We start from the raw sequence: 23,433 nt of genomic DNA, 5'->3' as shown, positions 1-23,433 counted from the left end.
AGGTCTGTCAACCGGATCCCGTACTCATATCAAGGAATTGAGGATTGTCGAATGGAGCACTTGCACGGAACGTACAGTCCATCCCTGGTTGCTCTGTCTTATGCAATCGCCGTCGCCGCGTCTTACGCCTCGCTCGTCTTGGGAGGCAGGGTATCGGCGGCCAGCGGGAAGGCTCGGATCATTTGGCTCATTTGCGGCGGCGCCGCGATGGGAACCGGCATTTGGTCGATGCACTTTGTAGCTATGCTGGCCTTTCATTTGGGGGTCTCGGTCCACTTTGATACCGGCAAGGTCCTCCTGTCGCTGCTGGTCGCCATCACCGCGGCGGCCATCGGCTTGTGGATCATCAGCCGCAGCCGCGTGCGTACCCGCGATTTTCTGCTTGGCGGGCTGGTGATGGGCTCCGGCATCGCCGCTATGCACTACATAGGAATGGCCGCCATGCTCATGGACGCCACCATCGCCTACGAGCCCATCCGCCTGTGGCTGTCCGTCGCTATCGCCATCCTGGTCGCGTATGCGGCGCTGCGCCTTACCTTTTACTTCCGCAAAGAGAGCGGGAAAGGGATGCTGCTCCGCAAGCTGTTCTGCGCCCTCGTCATGGGAGGGGGGATCGCGGCCATGCATTACACCGGGATGGCCGCGGCGGTGTTCTACCCGCACGCAACGCAGGGTTGGGATTCGCTCATGCCGATGTCGAATCGGCTGCTTGCCTACGAGGTGGCTCTCGCCACGCTGGCGGTGCTCGGCTTTGTCTTCGTCACCGTCATGCTGGACAAGCGGCTGTCCTCCAAGGCCGCCGAGCTGGTCGAGAGCGAGCAGTATTACCGTTCGCTGTTCGATAACAACATCGACGCCGTCTTCTCGCTCACGCTGGACGGAACGATTCTCCGGGTCAATCCGGCCGTCGAGCGCATCACCGGTTACCCGGCGGCCGAATTGGTCGGCGAGCCCCTCGACTCTCTGTTCCCCGACCAGGCAGAGCAGGGGAAGCTCCACTTTCTCCGTTCGGTGCGCGGCAAGGTCGGCCAGTTCAAGCTCGTTCTGCCGCACCGCAGCGGCCGCCCGATCGAGCTGCAGGTGAAGAGCGTGCCGATCTCCCTCGGGGAGCGGACGGCCGGCGTCTACTTCATCGCGCACGACGTGACGGAATCGAGGAAGAAAGAGCAGCAGATTCACTACCTCGCCTATCACGACGACCTGACGGGGCTGCCGAACCGGCGCGGGTACATGGAGCAGCTCGGACACAGGCTGGAGGAGGCCAAGGCTGCAGGGACGGAGCTTGTTCTCTGCTGGCTGAACATCGACCGCTTCAAGGCGATTAACGATTCGGCCGGGCACACTGTCGGCGACATGCTGCTCCGGCAGTTCTCCGAGCGGGTTAATCAGTGGCTCGCGGAGCAGCACTGCACGGGCGGGCTCATCGGCCGGATTAGCGGAGACAGCTACGCGCTGCTCCTTCCCCGTCACGGCGGCAACCATCCCGAGCTGTCGCTCGCCAAGAGCTTGACCGAGACGATCGAGCGCCCCTTTTCGATTCTAGGCTACGAGCTGCATCTGACCGCCTGTGTGGGAGCGGCCTACTTCCCTCTCCATGGAGAGGACCGCGAGACGCTGATCAACAAGGCCGAGACGGCGCTCTTTTATGCCAAGAAGCAGGGCAAGGGTTGTGTCGTCGTCTATGACGACCGAATGGAGGAGCACTCGCTGCAAAAGCTGGAGATGGAGACCGGGCTCCGCCGGGCATTGGCGCGGCGGGAGTTCGAGCTGTACTTCCAGCCGCAGGTCGATATGGACACGGGCGTGATTATCGGGGCCGAAGCGCTGATCCGCTGGAACCATGAGAGCAAGGGCCTTATGTCGCCGGCGCTATTCATTCCGCTGGCCGAGGAGACCGGCCTCATCAAGCCGATCGGGGAATGGGTGCTGCGCGAAGCCTGCCGGAAGAACAAGAGCTGGCAGGTCGCGGGGCATCCGCCCATCGTTGTCTCCGTCAACCTATCGATGAAGCAGTTCGAGCAGAAGGATCTGGCCGAGACAGTCGGGGCCATTTTGAAGGAAACGGGACTGGCTCCCGGTTACCTGGAGCTGGAGATTACCGAGAGCATGGCGATGGACGTCGAGCGGGCCAGGGACACGCTTCGCGAGCTCAAGGAGCTCGGCGTGAAGATCAGCATCGACGATTTTGGCACCGGCTACAGCTCGCTGAGCTACCTCAAGCAATTTCCGATCGACAAGCTCAAGATCGACCGGTCGTTCGTTCGGGATATGGAGCTTGACACGAACGATACGGCTCTTGTTTCGACCATCGTGGCCATGGCCCACAATCTCAAGCTCAAGGTGATCGCCGAGGGAGTCGAGACGGCCCAGCAGATCGAGTTTCTCCGGAGCCAGAAGTGCGACCAGCTGCAGGGCTACTATTACAGTCCGCCTATCGAGGCGGACCGGTTCGTGAAGCTGCTGGAGCAGAAGGAAGGGCTGTCGCAGACGCCCGCTCCTCTCCCGGAGGAGGACGAAAAGAGCCCGGTCTGAACGGGCGGCGGCAGGCAAGATCGTTTTAGGAGCTGCAAAAGAGGAGCGTGTTCCGGCATTCGCCGGGAGGCGCTCCTCTTTTTTGGGCCGGCCGGCCGGTGTGCTATACTTTTTTTATGGGGTGGATAGTTAACTGGATGAAGAAAGGGGGCTCCGCTCGAATGGGGAAACCGACCAACGATTGGCAGCCGCTGCTGGAGGACGAGTTCGATAAACCGTATTACCACGAGCTCCGCGCGTTTCTGGCGGAGGAGTACCGGACGCGGACCGTCTATCCGCCGATGGAGGACATCTTTAATGCGCTTCATTATACGCCCTATCAACAAGTGAGGGCCGTTATTCTCGGGCAGGATCCGTATCATGGGCCGGGGCAGGCCCACGGGCTGAGCTTCTCCGTCCGTCCGGGCGTTCGGATCCCGCCGTCGCTGCAAAATATGTTCAAGGAGCTGCACGCCGATCTCGGCCTGCCGATCCCGGACAACGGCTGCCTGACGCCGTGGGCCGAGCAGGGGGTACTGCTGCTCAACAATGTGCTGACGGTCCGCCAGGGAGAGGCGAATTCGCATCACGGCCACGGGTGGGAGAGATTCACCGACCGGATCGTCGAGCTGCTGAACGAACGGGAGACGCCCGTAGTTTTTTTGCTGTGGGGCCGGCATGCGCAGGAAAAAGCCCAGCTCATCACGGACAGCCGCCACATCCTGCTCCGCGCGCCGCATCCGAGTCCGTTCTCGGCGAACCGGGGGTTCTTCGGCAGCCGTCCGTTCTCCAAGACGAACGAGGCGCTCGTACGGCTCGGGCAGCCTCCGATCGACTGGAGGCTGCCCGACCTGGGAAGCTAGAAGGTGAAGCTAAGCTGGACCGGAGCCCCGTCCGGAGGCAGCGCCGGGTCTGCCGCAGCCTCGGCAGGAGCTTCGCTGCCGGTCTGGCAGGGCGGGCTCGCCTGGCCGGCCGCCCGGTTCTCGTCGCCGGACCGTTCCTCCCGGAGGCCGTACTCCTTCAGCAGCGACCGGATGAAGGCGAGCTTGGGCTTGCGATACTCCTCGGCGGCGTAACCGGACTGGCGGTACAGCCGGGCATAGGTCGGCACGAGAGAGGGGTACGCCTGCTCCAGCGTCTGAAAGAACCAGACCTTAACCTCCTGCGTGCTGAGGCGCAGATAGGAGGGCATAACGAATCGGGCGCCATGGCCGACCGCCGCCTCCATCAGATCTCTCAGCCGCTCCTCGCTGTCCGTAAGCACGGGGAGGACGGGGGCGAGGAACAGCCCGGCGCGGATTCCCGCCTCGCCCAGCTCGCGCACCGTCTCGAGGCGCTTGAGCGGGAACGGCGTCGCCGGCTCTGTCGCCCGCCAGACGGCGCGGTCGAGCGTGCTGCAGCTGATGTTGACCGTCACCGAGGGCAGCCGCTTGAGCACGTCTACGTCCCGCAGCACGAGCGGCGAACGCGTCGTGATGCTTGCCGGCACGCCATAATCGGCCAGCACTTCAAGGCAGCCGCGGGTCAGCCGCTGTTTGGCCTCGACCGGCTGGTACGGATCGGTCGCCGTGCCGATCGCGACCCGGCCGAGGGGCGCCAGGCCGCGGGAGGAACGCGCCCGCCGCTCCAGCTGCGCACGCAGCACCTCGGGCGCGCCTTCCTTCAGGAAGATATGGGTGCGGAACGCGTCGTCCGCGCTCTCGCCGAGGTAGGAGTGGGTGCTTCTCGCGTAGCAGAAGCTGCAGCCGTGCTGGCAGCCCCGGTAAGGATTGACGGAGAAGGAAAACGGCATGGACGGTGCCTTGACCGGGTTCAACACGGATTTGGCACCAATCGGCTCGTAGGAAATGCGGGTCTTCATACAATCACCTCTCGGTTTCGAAGTTGCGGCCGCTGAGAAGAAACGGAACGTCTTGTCTCTAGTGAAAGCCACCCGGCTGCTGCTGACACAACAGAGGATGGAATATCGAATATACGTTCGTATTTTTCTGGATGGCTATAGTGTACCAAAGCAGGCTCGCTCCTACAATCGGCAAATAGAGGAACTGCGGTTCGGCGGGAGGGTGAGGAAATGGCCTAGCCGGCGTCGCGTGCCGAATGCCAAAAAGCCCGGCTCCCTTCAAAGGGAGCCGGGCTTTGCCGGTTCGGAAGCGGCTCGGCCGTCCGGTTGGTTCTATTGCTTGTCCTCTTCGGAAGCGGCAGCCTCCTCAGATGCGGCGGCCTCCGTCGACTCGCCGTTCTCTTCCTGCTCGCCGTCTTCCGCTTGGGCGGACGGGTCGCTGATGAGGATCGGACGCTCAAGCCACTTCATCTTGATCTCCGCTGCGCCCTCGAGCGCCGGCAGCTGAAGCGGCCAGGAGCCCTGCATGCTCTCGATGACGTTCTTGATTAGGTGAAGCAGCGCGAGGCCCCACTCGTCGAGACCGTTGTCGAGGGAAGGCGTCCGCGGATAGTAGTACAGATAGGCCTCAAGGAGAATGTACTCGGCCGTCGTGATAACGGACGGCGGCAGCGACGCCTCGATCTCCTTGATCTTGTCCGCATACGCTTCGCGGTTGCCGCTCGCGTAATCCGCCAGCTCCGGCTGTTCGGCTTTGCCGGTCACGAGACCGAGCAGCAGAACGGTCCAATGCCAGATGGTCTGGTATTCCGGCTGCAGCGTCAGGGCGAGGCCCGGGGACGGCTTGGCGACGTCGATAACGAACGAATCGTCGAATTTGTTAAGCTTAACGTTGCCGCTCAGCCCGGCCCAATGCATCGCGAGCAGCGACTTGGTCTTGAGGCGGGGCGCCACGTCGTCGCGGCGGCACAAGCGGCGCAGCCATACCTCGCCGCGCGGGCTCGGATAGAACGCCAGGAGACGAATGCCCGCTTCGAGCAGATGGGGCACGTCGCTGACCGATTCGATCCGCGAGAAGATCTCCTCCTCGCTGTGCGTCACGAGAAAATCGAGCTGCATCGGCATCTGGGCGATCTGCTCGAGCGACGGCGGTCCTTCCGGCTGGGTCTCGGCCGCATCGCCGGCTTCCTCGCCTTGTGCTGCCTCGTCGGCAGCACCCTCTTGCGCATCGCCTGCCGGTTCTTCGCCTGCCGGAGCTTCGCCGTCAGCCGGTTGAGCGGAAGCTTCGCCTTCCGCAGCCTCGGAGGAAGCGGCCGCCTTCTTGGCCTCCTCCTTGCGGAGCATCTCTTCGAGCTCTCCGAGCACCTGGCGGATGACTCCCTTGTCGTCCTCCGGAACGTCCGGCAGCTCGAGCTGGATGTTCAGCCATTCGGACAGCGCTTTCGGATTGTACTTGTAGGCTTCGAGTGCCGAGCCGATAACTTCCTTGACGAACGGCATCCGCTGAAGCGCGTAGCGGGCGAGCAGAATCTGCTGGTCGCCGCCTTCCTTCATGACGCCGAGTCCGAAGATGAGACTGACCCAAGAACGGCTTTGCGCCGGATCCGAAAGCAACGCTTGATAAAAGTAATTGTTGGCGGCGCCAAGAGCCCCGCGCTTAACGGTAGCTAACGCATGGTTGAATAATTGATCTGCCTGAGACTCCAAAATCGGTTCCTCCTAAGCCATATTAAAAAAGGACATAGCCTAACTGTACCAGAACTGCCGGAATCGGGCAAAGAAAAACGTGAAAGGAGAAGGAATTGCTGTCATTAAATGGTAATTTATATAATAGAAGAGAGACAATCTCCAAGTAGAGGAAGCTTCTCTTTCGGAAGCCCGAGTTCGGGCGGAGCGGGCGTGCTAGGACGATACGGACAAAGGGAAAGCCGCCGGCGGCCGGCACCTGCTAGTCTAAAGAGGGAAACCGGTCCGCTGCGATCGGTCCGAAGCCCGGGAGAAGCATGGAAGAAAGCGGGGAAGAAGGTTGAACGAGAGATTGGTAAGAGCGAAGACGGGGACGGCCGGCCCCGGTGCAGCCGGGCGGCGGGCGCCTATGCTGCACGGATACGGCCCGGCGCTAGCGCTGGCGGCAGCGTTCGCGCTGGTTGCCGCCCTGATACAATTACCCGCCGTACAGGCGTGGGATGTGCGGATGTCGGAGACGCTGGCCGGACGAGCACCGCAAGGCGTGCTGGCGGCGGCCAAAGCCGTGACGGAGCTCGGCTCCACCAAGGTGTTCGCAGGCGTGCTGGCCATGGCCGGCGGGGCGCTCCTGCTGCGGCGCCGTTACCCGGACGCAGGGCTGCTGGTCGCCAGCCTCCTCGGCGGCTGGGGCCTCAACACCCTGCTCAAGGAGCTATTCCGGCGAGCCAGACCGGCCGGCGAGCATCTGGTCGAAGCCTCGGGATACAGCTTTCCGAGCGGGAACGCGATGCTGGCCATCGCCGTGTACGGTCTGCTCGGCTGCTGGCTGTGGCGGGCGGTCGGTTGCCGCGCCTACGTCATCTGGCTGACCGGCGCTTTGACGGCCGCCGTCGGTTTCAGCCGGGTGCTGCTTGGCGTCCATTACCCGCTCGATATCGCCGCCGGCTATCTGGCCGGGGGCGCGTGGCTGGCGCTGCTCGTCCGTTGGCCGGGGCTGACACGCCGCGCCCGGAGCTGACCGGATGGACCGCGAACCGAGTATCTCGGGGCGCGGTTTTTTTTGTTGTCCGGGTCTAGCGGCAGACGGGAAGAATAGCCGCCGCCGGAGCCGGCCCAGTTTCAAGCCGCTCTCTCGGTGGTAAATGCTATCAGACGAAACCCACCTGAAAGGCCAGGGAGACAAAGTTATCCAATTCTTTCAAAAAGGCGGTGTTTTGCGATGACATTGGCTATTCTTTTGATCGCCGCGGCCGTGATCGGCTTCTTCGTCTGGAGATCCCAGACGGCTTGGACGACGCTTGCCGTAGCATCCGGCACGCAGTCCGAGGACATTCAATACAAATACAATCTGCTGAAGGACAATGGGGTCCGTACCAAACTCAAATCGTCGGAGGCGGCAGGTAACGTCGCCACGTCCGCTCCCCTGATGGACGAACATGCTCAGGCAGGCGTGCAGTATACGCTGGTCGTGCACAAGGATGATGAAGAGAAGGCCCGTTCGGTGCTGGAGCATCAAGCGGAGACAGTGATTTAATCGCCGGGAAACCGGTACAATTGGCTGCCGGGCTTGCGGAGCGGCTCCCGGGAGGGGGCCGGCCGCGAGGGGCTGGCAGCAAGGTGGGGAACGCAACGGACCGGCAGGCGCCGGCCGGAAGCACACGGCGGCCGGAGGCAGAGGCGAGAGACGCCCGCCCCCGCCGTTTGGAACCGAGTGCTCGCGCGGAGGCGCGAGGACTCGGTTTTTTTGCGGAACGATGTCGAACCGTTCGAACGGGATTGTCACGCCGTGGGCGACCTGCTATATTTGGAACTGTTTAGGGAGATTTGGAGAATTGGCGAAGAGCCCCGTTCGATTGAGACAAGGACAGGAAGAAGGGGAGGGGAACCCATGCGCTACGCGGCTGCATTCGCGGTAGCTCTGCTTATCGTCTATCTGTTGATTCCTCTGCTGCGCCGGACGGCGCTGCGCATTGGATTTGTGGACAAGCCGTCACCCGACAAGGAACGCAAGCTGCATAAAGAACCGGTGCCGCTGGCGGCCGGAATCGCCATTTTTGCCGGTGTCGCGGTTTCGTATGCGCTGTTCGTGTCGGGCTACGGCCGGGAAACTTGGGGAACGCTGACGGGCGCCCTGCTGATCCTCGGGATCGGCACGGTGGACGATTGGTTCAAGACGCAGGGCAGGGAATTCCCGGCGCTGCCCAAGATGTTGATTCAGGTGCTCGCTGCGGTGGTGGTCTACGCGTCGGGCATCGTATTCGTCGGCTTCGTCAATCCGTTCACTCACGAGATGGTCATTCTGCCGACAGTGGTCCAGTTCCTGCTGACGGTGCTGTGGATCTTCGGCGTCACGACAGTCATTAACTTCTCGGACGGCATGGACGGGCTGGCAGGCGGCCTGTCGGCGATTTCCGCCATGACTCTGTTCGTGGTCGCGCTGGCGAAGGGCCAGAGCGACTCGGCGCTTGTCGCTATCATGCTCGTCGGAGCGGCGATCGGCTACCTCAAGTACAACAAGCCCCCGGCCAAGATCTATATGGGCGATGCGGGAGCTACATTCCTCGGCTTCATGCTGGCCGTCATCGCGCTGGACGGCGCCTTCAAGCAGGCGACCGTGCTGTCGCTGTTCATCCCGATTCTGGCGCTTGGCGTGCCAATCTTCGACAATCTGTTCGTCGTGGTCCGCCGGCTGCTGGCGGGCAAGCCGATCTACCAGGCGGACGCAACCCAGGTGCACTATCGGCTGCTGTCGGCAGGGCTCAATCCGAAGCAGGTTCTGGCCGTGCTCTGTCTCGTCAGCGTCTGCTTCAGCCTGTCGTCGATCATTCTGCTGCTGCTCCCGGTTTAGCCGGACCGGATAGCCGCGCCCTATAGGCTGTGCCCTATATAGAGAAGCCCCGGAGCATTCCGGGGCTTCTGCCGTTCGGCGTGCATACTTCGGCGGCCGCCGGAAGGAGCCGGTTAGCGGAGCTCAGCTGCGGCCTTCCCATTCGTCGAGGAAGCGGTTCGCGTACTCTTCGAGGAAGCGGTGCCGATCCCCGGCGATGCGCCGGGCGGCTGCGGTATTCATCCGGTCCTTGAGGAGGAGGAGCTTGGCCGCAAAATGCGCAATCGCTCCGTCTAATTCTCCGGAGGCGGCCAGAATTCGGCCGCGGACCTCCTCGGAGGCGAGCGGGCCGCCGGACGAAGCGGCTTCCCTCCGCCCGCCATCGCCAGCCGGCGTGCCTGCCTCTCCGTCCGGGTAAGAGGCCGCCCCCTCGCCGGCGGTTGGCGCCCCTGCGGTCTCGCCTCCGGAAGGCACCCCGGCGGGCACGGCCTCATGTCCGGCGCCGTCTTCGGCAGGAACGTGAAGCGGCCGTCCGGACCAGCCGGAATAGGCGAATACGCGCGCGACGCCAATGGCTCCGATCGCGTCGAGCCGGTCCGCGTCCTGAACGATACTGCCTTCCGGCGTGCGCATCGGCGGCCGGTTCCCGCTGCCAAAGGAAAGCGTCGCGATGATCTCGAGGACATGCTCGGCGTCCTTGTCTCCGGCACCCCAGTCGCGGAGGAGCCGGCCCAGCTCGTCCCGCGCGGCGGCGGGGTCATCCACGAGCTTGGCGTCCGCGACATCGTGAAGCAGCGCGGCCAGCTCCACGACGAACGGATCGGCCTGCTCTTCCCGGGCGAGGCGCAGCGCCATCCGGCGGACGCGGTCGACATGCCACCAGTCATGGCCGCTCGTGTCGCCGCCGAGCCGCTCGCGGGACAGTTTCTCAGCCGCTGCAAGGATATGGCTCCGGTCCTGTTCGTTCCTGCTATTCATGCGCAGCTCCTCCATTCGTTTTTTCCTGATCCAACCCATAGGCAAGCGAACAGGGAATAGTTTACACTTGGAAGGTCAAAAAGAGAAGGACAGGGAGGGGAACCATTATGACGGGAACAAGAGGGCATCTCGGCCTGCTCGGCCTGTTCGCCGCCGCGCTGTCATGGTCGGCCGTTCGTCCGCACGACCCGTTCACCTGGATGCTGGAAGTGCTGCCGGCGGTGCTGGGAGCGGCGGTGCTCGTGCTGCTGTACCCCCGCTTCCGGTTCACGACGTTCGTTTACGGCTGGATTCTCGTTCACGCGTTGATCCTGGTCGTAGGCGGCCACTACACCTACGCGGAGGTGCCTCTGTTCAACTGGATCCGGGACGAGTTCGGCCTCGCCCGCAATTATTACGACCGGGTCGGCCATTTTGCCCAAGGCTTCGTGCCGGCGGTTATTGTCCGCGAACTGCTGCTGAGGAGAACGCCGCTGACGCGCGGAGGCTGGCTGGCCACGCTGACCGTCTGCGTCTGCTTGGCAATCAGCGCGGCCTACGAGCTGCTGGAATTCGCGGTCGCCCGGCTGACTGGGACGGCCGCCGACGCGTTCCTCGGCACGCAAGGGGATGTCTGGGATACCCAATGGGATATGCTGCTTGCCTTGATCGGCGCCGTCTGTGCGCTGCTGCTGCTGAGCCGGACGCACGACCGGGCGCTGGCGAAGCTGGAGCGCCGGTAAGCACGGACGCGCCTGTTCAAGCGGCCGGGGATATACTAACGGCAGGAAGGACCGACTAGAGACACGGAAGTGAGGAGAGGAACGATGAGAACGACATCGCAGAAGGAGGCCGCCGCACCAGGGCCGACCTATCGAAGAGTATTTTGGGCAGCCGGCTTCGGCTGGATGTTCGACGCCATGGATGTGGGGCTGCTGTCCTTCATCCTGGTCGCCCTGCGGAGCGAGTGGGGATTATCGGCCGAACAGGCGGGGCTGCTCGGCACGGCGAATCTGATCGGAATGGCCGCCGGCGCGGCGCTGGGAGGCTATCTGGCGGACCGGATCGGCCGCCGGCCGGTCTTCCTCTCGACCTTGATCCTGTTTGGGGCCTCGAGTCTGGCAAGCGCATTCGCGGCCGGCTTCGGCAGCATGCTCATCCTGCGCATGCTGATGGGCCTGGGCCTCGGCGCGGAGCTGCCGGTTGCCTCGACGCTTGTGAACGAGGTCGCGCCGGAGCACAAGAAGGGACGGACCGTCGTGCTGCTCGAGAGTTTTTGGGCGGTCGGCTGGATTCTCGCCGCCGTCCTGTCGTATTTTGTCATCCCGGAGTACGGCTGGCGGGTCGCCGTCATTGCTGGCTCGGTCCCGATTGTCTACGCGCTGTTCATCCGGCGGAGCGTTCCGGAATCGGCCCAGTTCCGTTCGGCCGGCCGCCAGCGGGGCAGCCTTAAGGAGCTCTTGACGGCCCACGGACGGAATACCGCCGTTCTCTGGGTCGTCTGGTTCGCCATATCGTTTTCGTACTACGGCATGTTTCTGTGGCTGCCCTCGGTGCTGGTCGACAAGGGTTTTCCGATGATCAAGAGCTTCGGCTACGTGCTGCTCATGACGCTGGCCCAGCTGCCCGGTTATTTTGCCGCCGCCTATCTGGTGGAGCGGTGGGGGAGAAAGCCTACGCTCACGCTGTTTCTCTTCATGACCGGCGTCATGGCGCTGGTGTTCGGCTACAGCACAGGCAGCGCGATGCTGCTCGGCAGCGGGGCGCTCCTGTCTTTCTTCAACCTCGGTGCCTGGGGAGCGCTGTACGCCTATACGCCGGAGAATTACCCGGCGCCTCTGCGGGGCTCCGGGTCGGGCTTCGCCGCAGGCTTCGGGCGGATCGGGAGCATAGTCGCTCCCTATTTGGTCGCGGTGCTTACGACGGCGCATTACGGCTACGGGAGCATCTTCGGCATGTTCACCGTCGCGCTGGTCGTCGGGGCCGCCGTCCTGCTGGGCTTCGGGCGGGAGACGGCTCGCCGGCCGCAAGCCTAAGGACAGCGGCGTCCTAGAAAAAAAGACCCGGTAGGGGGCCCCATGGCCCCTCGGGTGATTCATAGACGCAAAAATAGGGTAATTTTAGCTAGAAATCTCTAAAAAAACCATTCCAAAGAACGGTACCATCTGTTCACGGATAGGGATATAGTAGTATAATAAGTGGAAAGATTGACCACTTGCATCTTGTTTATACGGAATGGGAGAAGCCGGATTCGACAGGATTCCGCTCCATGACGCGATTATTCTCCTTTCGGGACAAGCCCGTAGGAGGAATTTCTTGCCTTCTTGTTGAAGGTATGGAGACGCTTCTCATCTAACTCGAGTGGGGTACATCAGACATGCAAAAGGGATTCCTAGGATCCGCACTTATCAATGAAGAAAAACGAGCAGCAAAGCTTTTCCTTGTTTTGTTCTACAGCATCAACCTCGGCTACGATTTTATTTACTACTACCTGTTTCCGCTGTTTATTCGAAGCGACAAGTTCGGGTTCGCCTACTACAATGTGCCGCTTAACTTGGTCATGTACAGCGTGCAGGCTCTCATCCTTCTATCTTCCATCTTTCTTCTCAGAGCTAACAAACCCCAATTGATCAAATACGTCCTGTTCTACACGTATACGATTACCAATATCATCATCGACAGCACGTTCTATCTGATCGATACGGGCGCGGATTACCGGAGCGGCAACATTGTGGAGATGTTCCTGGTGCTTTTATCGCCGATCTTCATCAACCGGAAATTCTTCTGGACGGTTACGCTCGGAACACTGGCCAAGTATCTTATGATCGGTCTGGTCATCCGGAACCCCGATGTTTTGCTGCCAGCCTTTATCGTCGCCGGCCTGTCGGTCATCGCCTTTATTCTGCTAGGCAGGATTCAGGGCTATGTGCGTGCCATTCAGGATTCGTATACGAACCAGCTCGAAGGTATCGTGAAGGGGATTATCGCTACGCTGGAGCTGAAGGACCCTTACACACGCGGACACAGCCAGCGGGTAGCGCAGTACTCTCTTCTGTTCGCCCGCAAGTACGGAGGCTTCACCGAGGAGGAGCTGCGCAGCTTCTACTACGCTTGTCTCCTGCACGACGTGGGCAAGGTGAACATCCCCGACTATATTCTGATGAAGCCGTCGAATCTGACGAACGAGGAATACGAGATTATCAAGACGCATCCTTCCGTCGGCGCGAATGCCGTGCAGGACATCGAAGGGCTCCAGGACAGCATCGACGTGATTCGCTACCATCACGAGAGATGGGACGGCAAGGGCTATCCCGAGCAGCTCAAGGGAACGGACATCCCGCTCAAGGCCCGGATTACGGCCATTGCGGACGCGTTCGATGCCATGACGACCCAGCGCTCCTACCGGCCGGCGATGCCGCTCGAGATCGCCTACCAGAGAATACTGCAAGGCAAGGGCTCGCAGTTCGATCCGGATTTGGTGGATGCTTTCGTTTCGGTGTATCCGCTATGGGCTTCCTATCACGATTCCAACTGGAAGGATAACACCCCTCCGGTCGATCTCATCAAGCTGCGACGAAAGGAGGTGAAATGAATGAAAATCCGGAAACTCTCCAAAGTTAAAGCAACTTGCTGGTGGTGCATTTTTATCTAAGCAATGCCAAGATGCTTCTCGAGGAGAAGCATCTTTTTTTATACACGGAGCCGGCGACTGGCCGGACAGGGCGCCGGCGCGAAAGGCCCGCCGGCGGAACGAGAAGGGGGAACGGTTATGAAGGTGACACCGGCCAGCCGGCTAACGCTGCGCCCGCTCGTCATTCACGAGAAGCGCAAGCATTACATCGTCGAAGAGCCGGCGAGCGGGGAGTTCTACGAGATGCCGCAGGTTTGCATCGATGCGATCGAGCGGATTCGAGCCGGGGAGACGCTTGAGGAGGCCGAGGGAGAGCTGAAGCAGGCATACCCGGACGAGGAGGTAGACATGCTCGCCTTCGCCGATCAGCTGCTCGAGCTTGAGCTGGTGGCGGAGGTAGATGGAGCATCCGTCGGGGCCACCGTGCCAGCAGCGGAGAGTCGGAGAGCGGACAGCAGCCGAAGAGAAGAAGGCGCCGCGGGCGGAGGAGCCGGCGCGCTGGGCCGGCTGCTGTTCCACCGGCGCTTGCTGCCGGTCTATGCGCTGCTGGCGGCGGCGAACGTGCTGCTCTTCGTCCTGGTGCCGGCGCTGCGGCCGCATTACCGGGATCCGGCCGTCTTCCCGTCCATGACGGCGAATACGCTCCTCTGGCTCGCGCTGACGCTCGGCATCCTGCTGTTTCACGAATGGGGCCATCTGCTCGCGGTGCGCGCGGAAGGGCTGTCCTCCCGGCTCGGCATCGGACACCGGCTCTTTCTGGTCGTATTCGAGATGGACATGACCGGCGTCTGGCGGCTGCCTGCGAGACGCCGGTATGTGCCTTTTTTGGGCGGTCTCTGCTTTGACATGCTCCTATTGTTCGCGATTCAGACCGTTCGGCTCTTCTGGGGGGAGGCCTTCCCGCTAGCGGACAATATTCTGGGTGCCGCTGTCTATGCCATTCTGTTGACCGTGTTCTACCAAGCACTGTTCTATATGAAGACCGACCTCTACTATGTAATTGAGAACGCCACCGGCGTCTACAATTTGATGGAGACGAGCCGCAGCTGGCTGGCCCGCCGTCTGCGGCGGGCGGGGGCTGGGGAGGTTATCTTCGAGGGGGAGGAGCGGATCGTCCGGCGGTACGCCTGGTTCTATCTGGCGGGTGTCGCGCTCAGTCTCCTCATCGGTCTGTTCTATCTGCTGCCAGTGCTGGTTTACATGGTCGCCGTCTCGGTGCCGAAGCTCGCCGAGCCGCCCGGCTCGCTCGGGTTTTGGGACGCTGTCGTCTTCCTCGCGGAGCTTGTGCTGATGGGGGCGCTGCTGCTCTATTCCTGGACGCGCGGCCGGGCCGAGGCGCGGCATGGCCGGGACCGGGCCGCCTGAGTCCGGCCTGCCCGCGCACCGTTCGAACGGACGATTCTCCCTTGCCTGCTTGTTAGAGGCGGACCGAATTGGGTTAATACATCAGTAAGACCGATGCGACAGCTCAATCAGGGAGAGGAGAATGGCCTATGACGAAGAAATTGCAAGCGTATTTTTGCTCGGAGGACGAAGCGCTGGCCGCCCAGACGAAGCTGCAGACGTTCGCGACGCCGATGCTGGAGGTTGGCGAGCTGCCTGGCCCGATCGGCTCCGATCTGCCGATCCTGGCGCCCTATGCGCCGATCTCGGAGGCGGACGGCGTCTTCCTCGCCGGCACCGGGGACGGCTCGATGGGCGGAGGCCGCGGACTCGGGGCGGTGGCGGCATTCCGGGAGCTCGACCGGATGGACCACCGGGACACCGAGGAGCGCAAGGGCCAGGTAGTGGCGGGGACGGAAGAGGACCGTGACTGGGATCCGGACGACTTCCGCTACGTGCTCTCGTGCGAGGTGGCGGACGAGGACTATGACGAGATCGTCGAGGTGCTGCGGCAGAACCGCGGCTACGTGGAGGTCTTCAAGGGGTAAGCAGGCCTATGAGCCTGCTGCCTGTGCAAAAGAGGCATGGCGTCCCGCGGCGCCATGCCTTTTTTTGCTTGTTCGAGCCAAACACGCCGTCCTTCTCGTGATGGGGACAAGAAAAAACCTTCGAACCGGGAAAAGTCCGAAGGGAAGGGGCCGCGCGGGATAGGACCCGCCGGCGAAGCCGTGCCGTCCATCGGCCGCCTCGGTCGGGGGCCGGGGAGCGGCAGGGGAGGAGCGCTAATCGGGCTAAGCGCGATCGGCGGTCCGTTGATCGCTGCCGATATCGTTGAACATCGTCAGCGCATAGATCGCGGCCAGGCCGACGATCACATAGATGGTACGGGCGAACCCGCTGTCCATGCCGCCGAACAGCCCGCCGACGAGATCCCATTTGAACAAGCCGACGAGGAGCCAGTTCAGGCCGCCGATCACGAGCAGAATCAAAGACAGAACCTTCAAGCCTCTCATGTCCGTTTCCTCCTTCTTTGCCGGATTTCGTGACGGGCGAGTGCCCGCACGTACCCGGTGGGGCGGGAACCGGGTACCTCTTAGCATGGGAAGAAACTGGTGAGATTATGCAGGGTGGCCAAACGAATGGAATCCCGGACTTTATGCCGGCGTATGGTTCAGCGTCTGAACATTGAACAGCTTGGCATACAGTCCGTCTAGCTCCATCAGCTCGTCGTGGCAGCCGATCTCCTTGATCTGCCCGTGCTCGATGAGCACGATTCGGTCGGCGTGAGTAATTGTGGACAGCCGGTGGGCGACGATGATCGTCGTCCGGCTGCGGGCCAGCTGCTCGATCGCCTGCTGGATCAGATGCTCCGACTCCAGGTCAAGCGCGGAGGTGGCTTCGTCCAGCACAAGGATGCGCGGGTTCTTCAGGAAGACCCGGGCGATGGCGATCCGCTGCTTCTGTCCGCCGGACAGCTTGACGCCGCGCTCACCGATCTCGGTATCGTAGCCCTTGGGCAGGCTCTCGATGAAGTCATGGGCGTTCGCGTGAGCGGCCGCCTCCTGGATCTCACCCTCGGTTGCGTCCGGACGACCGAGCAGGATATTCTCCCGGACCGAGCCGCTGAACAGTATCGGGTCCTGCAGCACCATGCCGATCTGCTCCCGCAGGCTCTCCTGGGTAACTCCGCGTATATCCTGCCCGTCGATCCGGATTGCGCCCTCCTGGATGTCGTAGAAGCGAGGGATGAGCGAGATGAGCGACGATTTGCCTCCGCCGCTCATGCCGACGAGTGCAACCGTCTCCCCGGCGCGGATCGTCAGGTCGATTTCCTTCAGCACGAACGCCTGCTTGTCGTTATAGCGGAAGGAAACACGGTCGAAGGAGATCTCTCCCTGAACTGGCTGCAGCACCTTGGCACCGGGCGCATCCTCGATGTCATACGGCACGTTCATGAACTCGAGGACGCGGTCCAGCGAAGCGGAAGCCTGGGTAAGCGTCGTCGACGAGTTGACCAGACGGCGCAGCGGGCTGTACAGCCGGTCCAGATAGCCGAAGAAGGCGACGAACGAGCCGACCGTCAGGTTGCCCCGGAGCACTTCATAGCCGCCGTAGGCGATGACGAGGAGCGGGGCGATGTCCGTCAGCGTATTGATGATCGAGAACGTCATCGCGTTCCAGCGGGTTTGGGCGAGCGCCTTGTTCAGGTACTTGGTGTTCTTGATGCCGAATTTGGCCTCGTCATAGCGCTCCAAGGTGAAGCTGCGGATGACCGGGATGCCCTGGAGCCGCTCGTGCAGGTAGCCCTGAATCTCGGCCAGTGCCTGAGACCGCTCTTTGGTGAGCGTCCGGAGCCGCTTGTACAGAATTTTGACCGCAAGGCCGTAGAAGGGGAAGATGAGAACCGAGACCAGCGTCAGCATCGGGTTCAAAAAGGCCATGACGATCAGCACGAGCACGAGCGTGAAAAGGTCGAGCCAGACGTTCATCATTCCGGTCTCGACAAGGTTGCGCGTCTGCTCCACATCGTTGATGAAGCGGGAGATGACCTCGCCCACCTTGTGGTTATGGAAGTAGCGCAGCGAAAGCTTCTGGATATGCGCGTACAGCCGGCTGCGGATGTCGTACAGAATCTTGCTTGTCACCAGCTGGGCGAAATATTGGCGGTAATATTCGACCGGCCCTCGGACGACTACGAACAGGACGAAGGCGCCGCCGAGCACCAGCAGAAGTGAGCGAAGCCGCTCCTCGATCGGCGCGTCGCCCAGCAGCAGATTGTCGACGACATATTTCATGATGAGCGGAAGCGTCAGCGGGATCGCGAATTTGAGCATCCCGATGAGCAGCGTCAGCACGATCAGCTTCCAATAAGGTTTGACGAATTGAAAGTAGACTCTCATATTGGACACGGGCAGAATCTCCTTAAGTAGGGCTAAGTTTTGTCGGGCGCGAATGGCGTCCTTCCATTATAGCACCGCAAACCAGGCATGGCACCGCAAAACCGGGATTGCACTGCAAGTCAGGTAGAGTACCGCAAAGCCTGGTATAGCACCAGACCAGGTATAGCTGCGTAAGCCAGTATAGCACCGCAAACCCGGCGGCCATCCGCGTGCTCCGGCTTGGCCGGCGAAACTCCGCGCGGGGGTGAACGTATATACAGCCAAAAGGACGGCCGACCGGACGGGCGGAGAACCTTCGCATCTTTCGGAGACCATGGGTCTCGGCACGCACCGGGACCGGACGAAAGGGGAGAGACGCATGAACGGAATGACCGTATATTTTCGCGATTCCTTCTGGTCGATGGGCACGACCGAGATCTATGACGAGCAGGAGAAGGTAGTCGGCACGCTGGACCTGAAGAGCATGATGACCGAAGGGATCGACGTCTACGACGAACAGGGCCGCCTCCAGGCGAGCGGCAAATTCCCGTTTCTGTCCAACCGCTGGATCGTAAAAGACGGAAACGGGGAAGAGAGAGGCGTCCTCCGGGCGCGATTCGGATTCTTGGCCAAACGGTACGAATACGACAGCCTGCGGGGCACCTATCGCATCACATCCCCCGCTTTCTCGCGCGAATATGAAGTGACGGACGACTCAGACAATGTCGTGCTAACTTTTCGGCAGGTCAACCGGTTCTGGGGAGCCGGAGCGTTCGAGCTGGAGAATACGACCGGACTGCCGACGGAGGAATGGGTCGCCGTCATCATGGGCGTCCACGGGATCCAGAAGCGGATGAACCAGGCGGCTGCTACCTGATCTCTAGGGGCCGCTGTCCCGGACAAGGCTATATCGCAAAAAAAGCATCCCGGCTGCGCCAGTAGGCCCGGGATGCTTCGTTAGCATGCTTAAGTTCGTTACGCGGTCGGCACGTTCAGTCGGTTCAGCTCCATCCGGACCAACCGGGTCAATTCTTCTTCATACCCGCCGGATACCCGGTATTTGCGCATGAACGTTTTGACGAATTTGACGGGATCCGTCGGTTGATAGATACGGGTCAGCTCCGACAGACTCTGCTTCACTTCGTTTGTTCCGCTTTTTGCCATGGCGAAATCCCTCCCATTGATCCGATTAGTACAGCATACACAGCTGTGTTTAGGTTTAGTCCATTGGTATGAGAACGTTTCCTCGAACGGCCGGTGCCAGCTTGCTAAATCATTAACCGTTTCGCGCGCGGTTCAAACAGGAAAGGAGTGGTAGGCGGGGAAGCGTAAAGCTCCGGAAGCTGGATCCTTAAGAACTTAAGAAACGGCATCCGGAAGAGGCCGGATGCCGCTTGGCGATTAGTGCTTCCGTTGATCAAGCCGGTCGGCCTCCGCCTGCTTTCGGCTGGCCGCATCCTTGCCGCGGCCGGTCCGGTCCGCCTCGGACTGCGCCCGGCGGGCTTCGATCTGGCGGCCGGACGGTTGTTCACCCGACATGCGATTCCCTCCTCTCTACTTGTCTCCGCGCACGGCGTGCCGGCGCAGCTTGCCGTCATCGTCCTCGTTCGCGAAGGCGTCGTGTTCCGCCCCGTATTCCACCAGCTCCCACTCCGTGGAGCCGAGGACCGGATCGGCAGGGAAGATATCGCCCCGCGACAGCTGCTCTTGGCGGCCCCATTCGGTTTCGTAGACGCCGTCGACCTCGACCGGCTCACCCGACATCGGATTCATCTGCTTGTTTTCGGACATGACGCAATCCCTCCTTTTGAAGGCTCTTCCTAATATGTCCCGGGCGGGCCTGTCTCATGAGCGGGGCGGGAAGGATCTTGAAAAGGACGAGCCGTCCGCTGCGGGACGTCCGGGCGGCGGGTGAATAACAACGTCATGTGATGCCGAACACTGGGCTGGGAGTTTTGTGGGGTGTACGCTGGTTGGGTTCGGGGAACGGCGGGTAAAACGCATTAGCGGCCAAGCGAGCGGGTGAGGCAGCGGCTTCGAAACCGTGGGCATACTGATGCGTAAGACATTTCGTTCCTGTCCGCCGCGAGAGAAGCAGCCGGGACAGGCAATTCGAACGGCAAGGGGGAATCTGGGTGAATCCGGACCAGAGTAAGGAAGGGACCAGGGAAGAGAAGGAGTCGTTATTCAGTCTGATCAAACGGGGGAATACGTCCTCCGGCACAGCGGCACTCGGCAACGTGCTCATCTCCATCATCAAGGGCATCGCGGCCGCATTGACTGGAAGCGGAGCGATGTTCGCCTCGACGATGCATTCGATCGCGGACGCCGTCAACCAGGGCTTCGTCTTCACCGGCAGCGTCCTGGCGGAGCGGCGGCCAACCCGGCGCTTTCCGACGGGGTTTGGGCGGCTCATCAACATTTTTTGCATGATCGCAGTCATCGTCGTAACGATTATGGCCTATGAGACGATTAAGGAGGGCTTCCACTTCCTCATGCATCCCGCGGAGGCGCACGGCTTCTGGCTGAACTTCTCCGTGCTCCTCGTCTCGCTCGTCGTCGACGGGTTCGTTCTCGTCAAGGCGATGAAGGAGATCGCACACGAAGCCCGCGTGGAGGCCAAAGGGTGGGGGCTCATGGGAACGGCGTTCAGCAACGTCGGAAGAGCCGCACCACCGACCCGCCTCGTTTTCTATGAGGACCTGGTCGCCACGACCGGAGCCTTCCTCGCGCTGGTGGCGGTCGTCGTCACTTCGCTGACGTCGTTCAAGCTGCTCGACGGCATCGCATCCATCCTGATCGGGCTCCTCATGATCGGCGTGGCGTTCCGTGTCGGCTATGACAACATGGTCGGGCTGATCGGAGTCGCCGCGCCCACCGATGTGGAGGCGCGCATCGCATCCATCATCCTGGACGATCCGGATACCGCCGATATCAACAAGATGCGCATCGTCCAGGAGGGCCGGTTCTACCATGTAGAGGGCTACATCGAGCTGCGGGCCGGTCTTACGCTCGCGGAAGCCGACGACATCAAGTTCCGCATTCGCGACCGGCTGCTCCAAGAGGCGGATATCGCGGACGTCACGCTCGGCATTATCGAGGACAACGGCATCCGGAATTGGGGGCCGCAGAGCGGGGAAGTGGCCCGATAGCCCGCCTGTTCGTCTCCTGGCATCGCGGGAGTTTCCGCCTGACTTCCTCCCAGAACGAAAAAAACAAGCTGCTCGCCAGCGAGCAGCTTGTTTTGTCGTGGCTGGATTGTTCGAGGATCGCCGCCGGATCAGGCCGCCTGGCTGCCGGCCGCCGAAGCGTCCGTGGCCGCCGCTTTGCTGCGGCCGAAGTTGAACAGCATGTTAAGCGCGATGGCGGTGATGCTGCCGGCGACGATGCCGTTGCTGGTCAGAATCTGCACGGTGGTCGGCAGATGGTTGAACAGGTCCGGCGCTACCGTAACGCCGAGTCCCATGCCGACGGAGCAGGCAATGATGAGCAGGTTCTCCTGGCGGTTCATATCGACGCCTCCGAGCATCTTGATGCCCGACGAGACGACCATGCCGAACATGGCGATGCTCGCGCCTCCGAGCACCGGTGTCGGGATGAGGGTCGTCAGAGCGGCGATCTTCGGCACGAGGCCGAGGACGACGAGCAGGAAGCCGGCGATGACGATTACCTTGCTCGACTTCACCTTGGTGAGCTGAACGAGCCCGACGTTCTGCGAGTAAGTCGTGTACGGGAAGGCGTTGAAGAAGCCGCCCAGCAGGGAGGCAATGCCTTCGGACCGGTAGCCGCGCGCCAGGTCGGCGGGCGTCAGTTCCTTGTCGACGATCTTGCCGAGTGCTAGGAAGACACCGGTCGATTCAATCATGCTGACGATGGCGACGAGCGTCATCGTCAGAATCGCCGAGATAGGAAATGTCGGTGTGCCGAAGTAGAGCGGCTGTACCATATGGACCAGCGCGGCGTCGCTGACGGGCGCAAAATCGACGCGGCCCATGAACGTGGCGGCTACGGTGCCGGCGATGATGCCGAGTAGAATCGAGATCGCCTGGAAGAACCCGGTGAGATACCGGTTCAGGATAAGGATAAGCAGCAGGACGCCGAACGACAGCAGCAGGTTCGGCAGGCTGCCGAAGTCGTCTCCGGAGCCGCCCATATCCTTGATCGCCACCGGGATGAGCGTCAGGCCGATGATCGTGACGACCGATCCGGTCACGACCGGGGGGAAGAACCGCAGTAGCTTGCCGAAGAACGAGGCGATCAGGAAGACGATGAGGCCGGAGACGAGAATCGAGCCGTAAATAGCGGACATGCCGTATTCCTGGCCTATGGCGATCATGGGGCCGACTGCGGTGAACGTACAGCCGAGGACGACCGGGAGACCGATGCCGAACACCTTGTTCTTCCAGACCTGAAGCAGCGTGGCGACGCCGCAGGTCAGCAGATCGATCGAGACGAGATAGGCGAGCTGTGTCTGGGTCAGATTGAGGGCTTTGCCGACAATGAGTGGCACGATGACGGCGCCCGCGTACATGGCGAGCACGTGCTGAAGGCCGAGCGAGAACAATTTGGCTTGTTTGCGCATGGGTAGGTCTCCTTAGGATAGGGTAGGGAAGCCCGTGACGGGCTTGAACGGACGACGAGTCGTTTCGAATCGTTTCAAAAGGCTGGGAGTGCCCCGCCTGGCCGGGCTGTTTAGGAGCGGCAGGTCAGCGAAGGGTCGGCCGGCTCGTCCTCGAACACGACGGAGCCTTCGAGAGACCGGATGCGGGCCAGCGATTCCACCCGGTAGCCGGCTTCCTGAAGCCGTGTAGCGCCCTGCTGGAACGCCTTCTCGATCACGATGCCGATGCCGGCGACCCGCGCACCCGCCTGCTCCACGATGCGGGCCAGGCCGAGCGCCGCTTCGCCGTGGGCGAGGAAGTCGTCGATGATCATCACGGTATCGCCAGGCACGATGTAGCGGCGGGATACCGTCACTTCGTTCGTGACCTGCTTTGTAAAGGAATGGACCTTCTCGACGAAGACGTCGTCGCGCAGCGTCAGCGATTTTTGCTTGCGGGCGAAGATCAGGGGCACGTCCAGCTCCAGTGCGGTCATAAGGCCCGGACCGATGCCGGACGATTCGATCGTCAGAACCTTGGTTATCGGTTCGTCCGAGAAGCGGCGGGTGAATTCCCGGCCGATGGCCTGCATCAGCTTGGGGTCGACCTGGTGGTTCAGGAACGAATCGACCTTGAGTACCTGGCCCGAGAGGACGATGCCTTCGCTAGCGATTTTGTCTTTGAGTAGCTTCATGGAAACCTCCCGTATTGGTAAGAATGGACGGCAGTGCATGCCGCGATCGCCCTGTAAACGACAAAAACCCGCCGGAACCGAATAACGATTCGCATGGCGAGTGAATGGAAAAAGAGGCGGCCTCCCTCCGCGGGCCGAAAGCAAAGGCTTCTCGCGCCGGGGGAGAGGGCGGGCATTCACTCGTAGTCCGGCCATTCCGGTGGCCGGGTAGAGACTGGCAGGCCGATTCCTGCGATTATACGAGTCGGACGACTATTTAGATGTTCCTAGTATAGCGGATGGAGGGCTGTTAGGGAAGAGGAAATTATGAGAAAAACGAACATTCTTGCAAGTTAATCTCTTATTATTCGTGTTTTACTGGGAACCTTACGAGAAATCCAGGGAATAGAGGAAGGAGACCCCTCTTTTTCGCTGTGTTGCGGCA

The 23,433-nt window shown here is 61.5% G+C and carries 22 protein-coding genes and 1 riboswitch; of the genes, 12 read left to right on the top strand and 10 right to left on the bottom strand.

The genetic code is table 11. From position 1 onward, the window contains the following. Nucleotides 1-51 precede the first annotated feature (51 nt). Together KJS47_RS16415 and KJS47_RS16410 are read left to right on the top strand one after the other, a co-directional pair. On the top strand, nt 52-2,532 hold the full coding sequence (locus tag KJS47_RS16415) for an EAL domain-containing protein (protein WP_213526145.1): 2,481 nt from the start codon (nt 52-54) through the stop codon (nt 2,530-2,532). A 161-nt stretch (nt 2,533-2,693) separates the two neighbouring features. Beyond that, a complete protein-coding gene (locus KJS47_RS16410; protein WP_213526144.1) occupies nt 2,694-3,374 on the top strand; it encodes a uracil-DNA glycosylase in 681 nt (226 codons plus the stop codon). On the opposite strand, the gene KJS47_RS16405 is transcribed toward KJS47_RS16410, so the two are convergent. Next, nucleotides 3,371-4,372, bottom strand: a complete 1,002-nt coding sequence (locus KJS47_RS16405; protein WP_213526143.1) for an SPL family radical SAM protein — start codon at nt 4,370-4,372, stop codon at nt 3,371-3,373. The genes KJS47_RS16410 and KJS47_RS16405 overlap by 4 nt on opposite strands. Before the next feature lie 312 nt (nt 4,373-4,684). Continuing rightward, complete coding sequence (locus KJS47_RS16400; protein ID WP_213526142.1) at nt 4,685-6,058, bottom strand: hypothetical protein; 1,374 nt, start codon at nt 6,056-6,058, stop codon at nt 4,685-4,687. A gap of 319 nt (nt 6,059-6,377) precedes the next feature. Here KJS47_RS16400 and KJS47_RS16395 point away from each other — a divergent pair, with 319 nt between their 5' ends. The 3 genes from KJS47_RS16395 to KJS47_RS16385 all read left to right on the top strand — a co-directional run bounded on the left by KJS47_RS16395 (nt 6,378) and on the right by KJS47_RS16385 (nt 8,885). Further along, entirely contained in the window at nt 6,378-7,055 is a 678-nt protein-coding gene (locus tag KJS47_RS16395) for a phosphatase PAP2 family protein (protein ID WP_213526141.1), read from the top strand. 201 nt (nt 7,056-7,256) lie between these two features. Then, complete coding sequence (locus KJS47_RS16390) at nt 7,257-7,571, top strand: hypothetical protein (protein WP_213526140.1); 315 nt, start codon at nt 7,257-7,259, stop codon at nt 7,569-7,571. 354 nt (nt 7,572-7,925) lie between these two features. Continuing rightward, a complete protein-coding gene (locus tag KJS47_RS16385) occupies nt 7,926-8,885 on the top strand; it encodes an MraY family glycosyltransferase (protein WP_213526139.1) in 960 nt (319 codons plus the stop codon). A gap of 123 nt (nt 8,886-9,008) precedes the next feature. Here KJS47_RS16385 and KJS47_RS16380 read toward each other — a convergent pair whose 3' ends face one another. After that, nucleotides 9,009-9,842 carry an HD domain-containing protein gene (locus KJS47_RS16380; RefSeq protein ID WP_213526138.1) on the bottom strand — a complete coding sequence of 278 codons (834 nt, stop codon included), beginning with the start codon at nt 9,840-9,842 and terminating at the stop codon, nt 9,009-9,011. 107 nt (nt 9,843-9,949) lie between these two features. Here KJS47_RS16380 and KJS47_RS16375 point away from each other — a divergent pair, with 107 nt between their 5' ends. The 5 genes from KJS47_RS16375 to KJS47_RS16355 all read left to right on the top strand — a co-directional run bounded on the left by KJS47_RS16375 (nt 9,950) and on the right by KJS47_RS16355 (nt 15,383). After that, complete coding sequence (locus KJS47_RS16375) at nt 9,950-10,564, top strand: DUF2238 domain-containing protein (protein ID WP_213526137.1); 615 nt, start codon at nt 9,950-9,952, stop codon at nt 10,562-10,564. Nucleotides 10,565-10,648: 84 nt separating this feature from the next. After that, entirely contained in the window at nt 10,649-11,857 is a 1,209-nt protein-coding gene (locus tag KJS47_RS16370; protein ID WP_213526136.1) for an MFS transporter, read from the top strand. A gap of 341 nt (nt 11,858-12,198) precedes the next feature. Next, nucleotides 12,199-13,413 (top strand): HD-GYP domain-containing protein, encoded by a 1,215-nt coding sequence (locus tag KJS47_RS16365; RefSeq protein WP_213526135.1) that lies wholly within the window; start codon nt 12,199-12,201, stop codon nt 13,411-13,413. A 177-nt stretch (nt 13,414-13,590) separates the two neighbouring features. Beyond that, a complete protein-coding gene (locus KJS47_RS16360) occupies nt 13,591-14,817 on the top strand; it encodes a hypothetical protein (protein ID WP_213526134.1) in 1,227 nt (408 codons plus the stop codon). 128 nt (nt 14,818-14,945) lie between these two features. Next, nucleotides 14,946-15,383 (top strand): hypothetical protein, encoded by a 438-nt coding sequence (locus tag KJS47_RS16355; RefSeq protein ID WP_213526133.1) that lies wholly within the window; start codon nt 14,946-14,948, stop codon nt 15,381-15,383. A gap of 243 nt (nt 15,384-15,626) precedes the next feature. Here the strand turns inward: KJS47_RS16355 and KJS47_RS16350 are convergent, their stop codons facing one another. Next, nucleotides 15,627-15,848, bottom strand: coding sequence for a DUF378 domain-containing protein (locus KJS47_RS16350; RefSeq protein WP_213526132.1), 222 nt, complete (start codon nt 15,846-15,848; stop codon nt 15,627-15,629). 141 nt (nt 15,849-15,989) lie between these two features. After that, nucleotides 15,990-17,735, bottom strand: a complete 1,746-nt coding sequence (locus tag KJS47_RS16345; protein ID WP_213526340.1) for an ABC transporter ATP-binding protein — start codon at nt 17,733-17,735, stop codon at nt 15,990-15,992. A gap of 358 nt (nt 17,736-18,093) precedes the next feature. Between KJS47_RS16345 and KJS47_RS16340 the strand changes: the two genes are divergently transcribed. Next, nucleotides 18,094-18,591: an LURP-one-related/scramblase family protein gene (locus KJS47_RS16340; protein WP_249716447.1), complete on the top strand. Its 498-nt coding sequence runs from the start codon at nt 18,094-18,096 to the stop codon at nt 18,589-18,591. Between the two features lie 98 nt (nt 18,592-18,689). On the opposite strand, the gene KJS47_RS16335 is transcribed toward KJS47_RS16340, so the two are convergent. The 3 genes from KJS47_RS16335 to KJS47_RS16325 all read right to left on the bottom strand — a co-directional run bounded on the left by KJS47_RS16335 (nt 18,690) and on the right by KJS47_RS16325 (nt 19,505). Further along, a complete protein-coding gene (locus tag KJS47_RS16335) occupies nt 18,690-18,878 on the bottom strand; it encodes a hypothetical protein (protein WP_213526131.1) in 189 nt (62 codons plus the stop codon). Between the two features lie 237 nt (nt 18,879-19,115). Then, nucleotides 19,116-19,253: a hypothetical protein gene (locus tag KJS47_RS16330; RefSeq protein ID WP_213526130.1), complete on the bottom strand. Its 138-nt coding sequence runs from the start codon at nt 19,251-19,253 to the stop codon at nt 19,116-19,118. Nucleotides 19,254-19,268: 15 nt separating this feature from the next. Further along, the gene (locus tag KJS47_RS16325) at nt 19,269-19,505 is read right to left on the bottom strand and encodes a hypothetical protein (protein ID WP_213526129.1); all 237 of its coding nucleotides are present in this window, start codon (nt 19,503-19,505) and stop codon (nt 19,269-19,271) included. 344 nt (nt 19,506-19,849) lie between these two features. On the opposite strand from KJS47_RS16325, the gene KJS47_RS16320 reads away from it, so the two are divergent. Further along, entirely contained in the window at nt 19,850-20,866 is a 1,017-nt protein-coding gene (locus KJS47_RS16320) for a cation diffusion facilitator family transporter (protein ID WP_213526128.1), read from the top strand. A 128-nt stretch (nt 20,867-20,994) separates the two neighbouring features. Here KJS47_RS16320 and KJS47_RS16315 read toward each other — a convergent pair whose 3' ends face one another. Both KJS47_RS16315 and KJS47_RS16310 read right to left on the bottom strand, forming a co-directional pair. Then, a complete protein-coding gene (locus KJS47_RS16315; protein ID WP_213526127.1) occupies nt 20,995-22,296 on the bottom strand; it encodes a nucleobase:cation symporter-2 family protein in 1,302 nt (433 codons plus the stop codon). 110 nt (nt 22,297-22,406) lie between these two features. Next, nucleotides 22,407-23,009, bottom strand: a complete 603-nt coding sequence (locus tag KJS47_RS16310; RefSeq protein ID WP_213526126.1) for a xanthine phosphoribosyltransferase — start codon at nt 23,007-23,009, stop codon at nt 22,407-22,409. Between the two features lie 163 nt (nt 23,010-23,172). Next, a riboswitch (purine riboswitch) is annotated at nt 23,173-23,272 on the bottom strand. Nucleotides 23,273-23,433 lie beyond the last annotated feature (161 nt).

Source organism: Paenibacillus sp. J31TS4 (assembly GCF_018403265.1).
Taxonomy (GTDB): Bacteria; Bacillota; Bacilli; order Paenibacillales; family NBRC-103111; genus J31TS4.
Note: the sequence above shows the minus strand (reverse complement) of the source record. Positions and strands in the feature narration are given on the sequence as shown.

What these genes read in the sequence shown, in the direction of transcription:
- KJS47_RS16350 (WP_213526132.1), bottom strand. Translation starts at nt 15,848, where the DNA reads ATGAGAGGCTTGAAGGTTCTGTCTTTGATTCTGCTCGTGATCGGCGGC.
- KJS47_RS16380 (WP_213526138.1), bottom strand. Translation starts at nt 9,842, where the DNA reads ATGAATAGCAGGAACGAACAGGACCGGAGCCATATCCTTGCAGCGGCT.
- KJS47_RS16415 (WP_213526145.1), top strand. Translation starts at nt 52, where the DNA reads ATGGAGCACTTGCACGGAACGTACAGTCCATCCCTGGTTGCTCTGTCT.
- KJS47_RS16385 (WP_213526139.1), top strand. Translation starts at nt 7,926, where the DNA reads ATGCGCTACGCGGCTGCATTCGCGGTAGCTCTGCTTATCGTCTATCTG.
- KJS47_RS16345 (WP_213526340.1), bottom strand. Translation starts at nt 17,735, where the DNA reads ATGAGAGTCTACTTTCAATTCGTCAAACCTTATTGGAAGCTGATCGTG.
- KJS47_RS16360 (WP_213526134.1), top strand. Translation starts at nt 13,591, where the DNA reads ATGAAGGTGACACCGGCCAGCCGGCTAACGCTGCGCCCGCTCGTCATT.
- KJS47_RS16375 (WP_213526137.1), top strand. Translation starts at nt 9,950, where the DNA reads ATGACGGGAACAAGAGGGCATCTCGGCCTGCTCGGCCTGTTCGCCGCC.
- KJS47_RS16330 (WP_213526130.1), bottom strand. Translation starts at nt 19,253, where the DNA reads ATGTCGGGTGAACAACCGTCCGGCCGCCAGATCGAAGCCCGCCGGGCG.
- KJS47_RS16405 (WP_213526143.1), bottom strand. Translation starts at nt 4,372, where the DNA reads ATGAAGACCCGCATTTCCTACGAGCCGATTGGTGCCAAATCCGTGTTG.
- KJS47_RS16390 (WP_213526140.1), top strand. Translation starts at nt 7,257, where the DNA reads ATGACATTGGCTATTCTTTTGATCGCCGCGGCCGTGATCGGCTTCTTC.
- KJS47_RS16315 (WP_213526127.1), bottom strand. Translation starts at nt 22,296, where the DNA reads ATGCGCAAACAAGCCAAATTGTTCTCGCTCGGCCTTCAGCACGTGCTC.
- KJS47_RS16410 (WP_213526144.1), top strand. Translation starts at nt 2,694, where the DNA reads ATGGGGAAACCGACCAACGATTGGCAGCCGCTGCTGGAGGACGAGTTC.
- KJS47_RS16370 (WP_213526136.1), top strand. Translation starts at nt 10,649, where the DNA reads ATGAGAACGACATCGCAGAAGGAGGCCGCCGCACCAGGGCCGACCTAT.
- KJS47_RS16325 (WP_213526129.1), bottom strand. Translation starts at nt 19,505, where the DNA reads ATGTCCGAAAACAAGCAGATGAATCCGATGTCGGGTGAGCCGGTCGAG.
- KJS47_RS16335 (WP_213526131.1), bottom strand. Translation starts at nt 18,878, where the DNA reads ATGGCAAAAAGCGGAACAAACGAAGTGAAGCAGAGTCTGTCGGAGCTG.
- KJS47_RS16365 (WP_213526135.1), top strand. Translation starts at nt 12,199, where the DNA reads ATGCAAAAGGGATTCCTAGGATCCGCACTTATCAATGAAGAAAAACGA.
- KJS47_RS16340 (WP_249716447.1), top strand. Translation starts at nt 18,094, where the DNA reads ATGAACGGAATGACCGTATATTTTCGCGATTCCTTCTGGTCGATGGGC.
- KJS47_RS16355 (WP_213526133.1), top strand. Translation starts at nt 14,946, where the DNA reads ATGACGAAGAAATTGCAAGCGTATTTTTGCTCGGAGGACGAAGCGCTG.
- KJS47_RS16310 (WP_213526126.1), bottom strand. Translation starts at nt 23,009, where the DNA reads ATGAAGCTACTCAAAGACAAAATCGCTAGCGAAGGCATCGTCCTCTCG.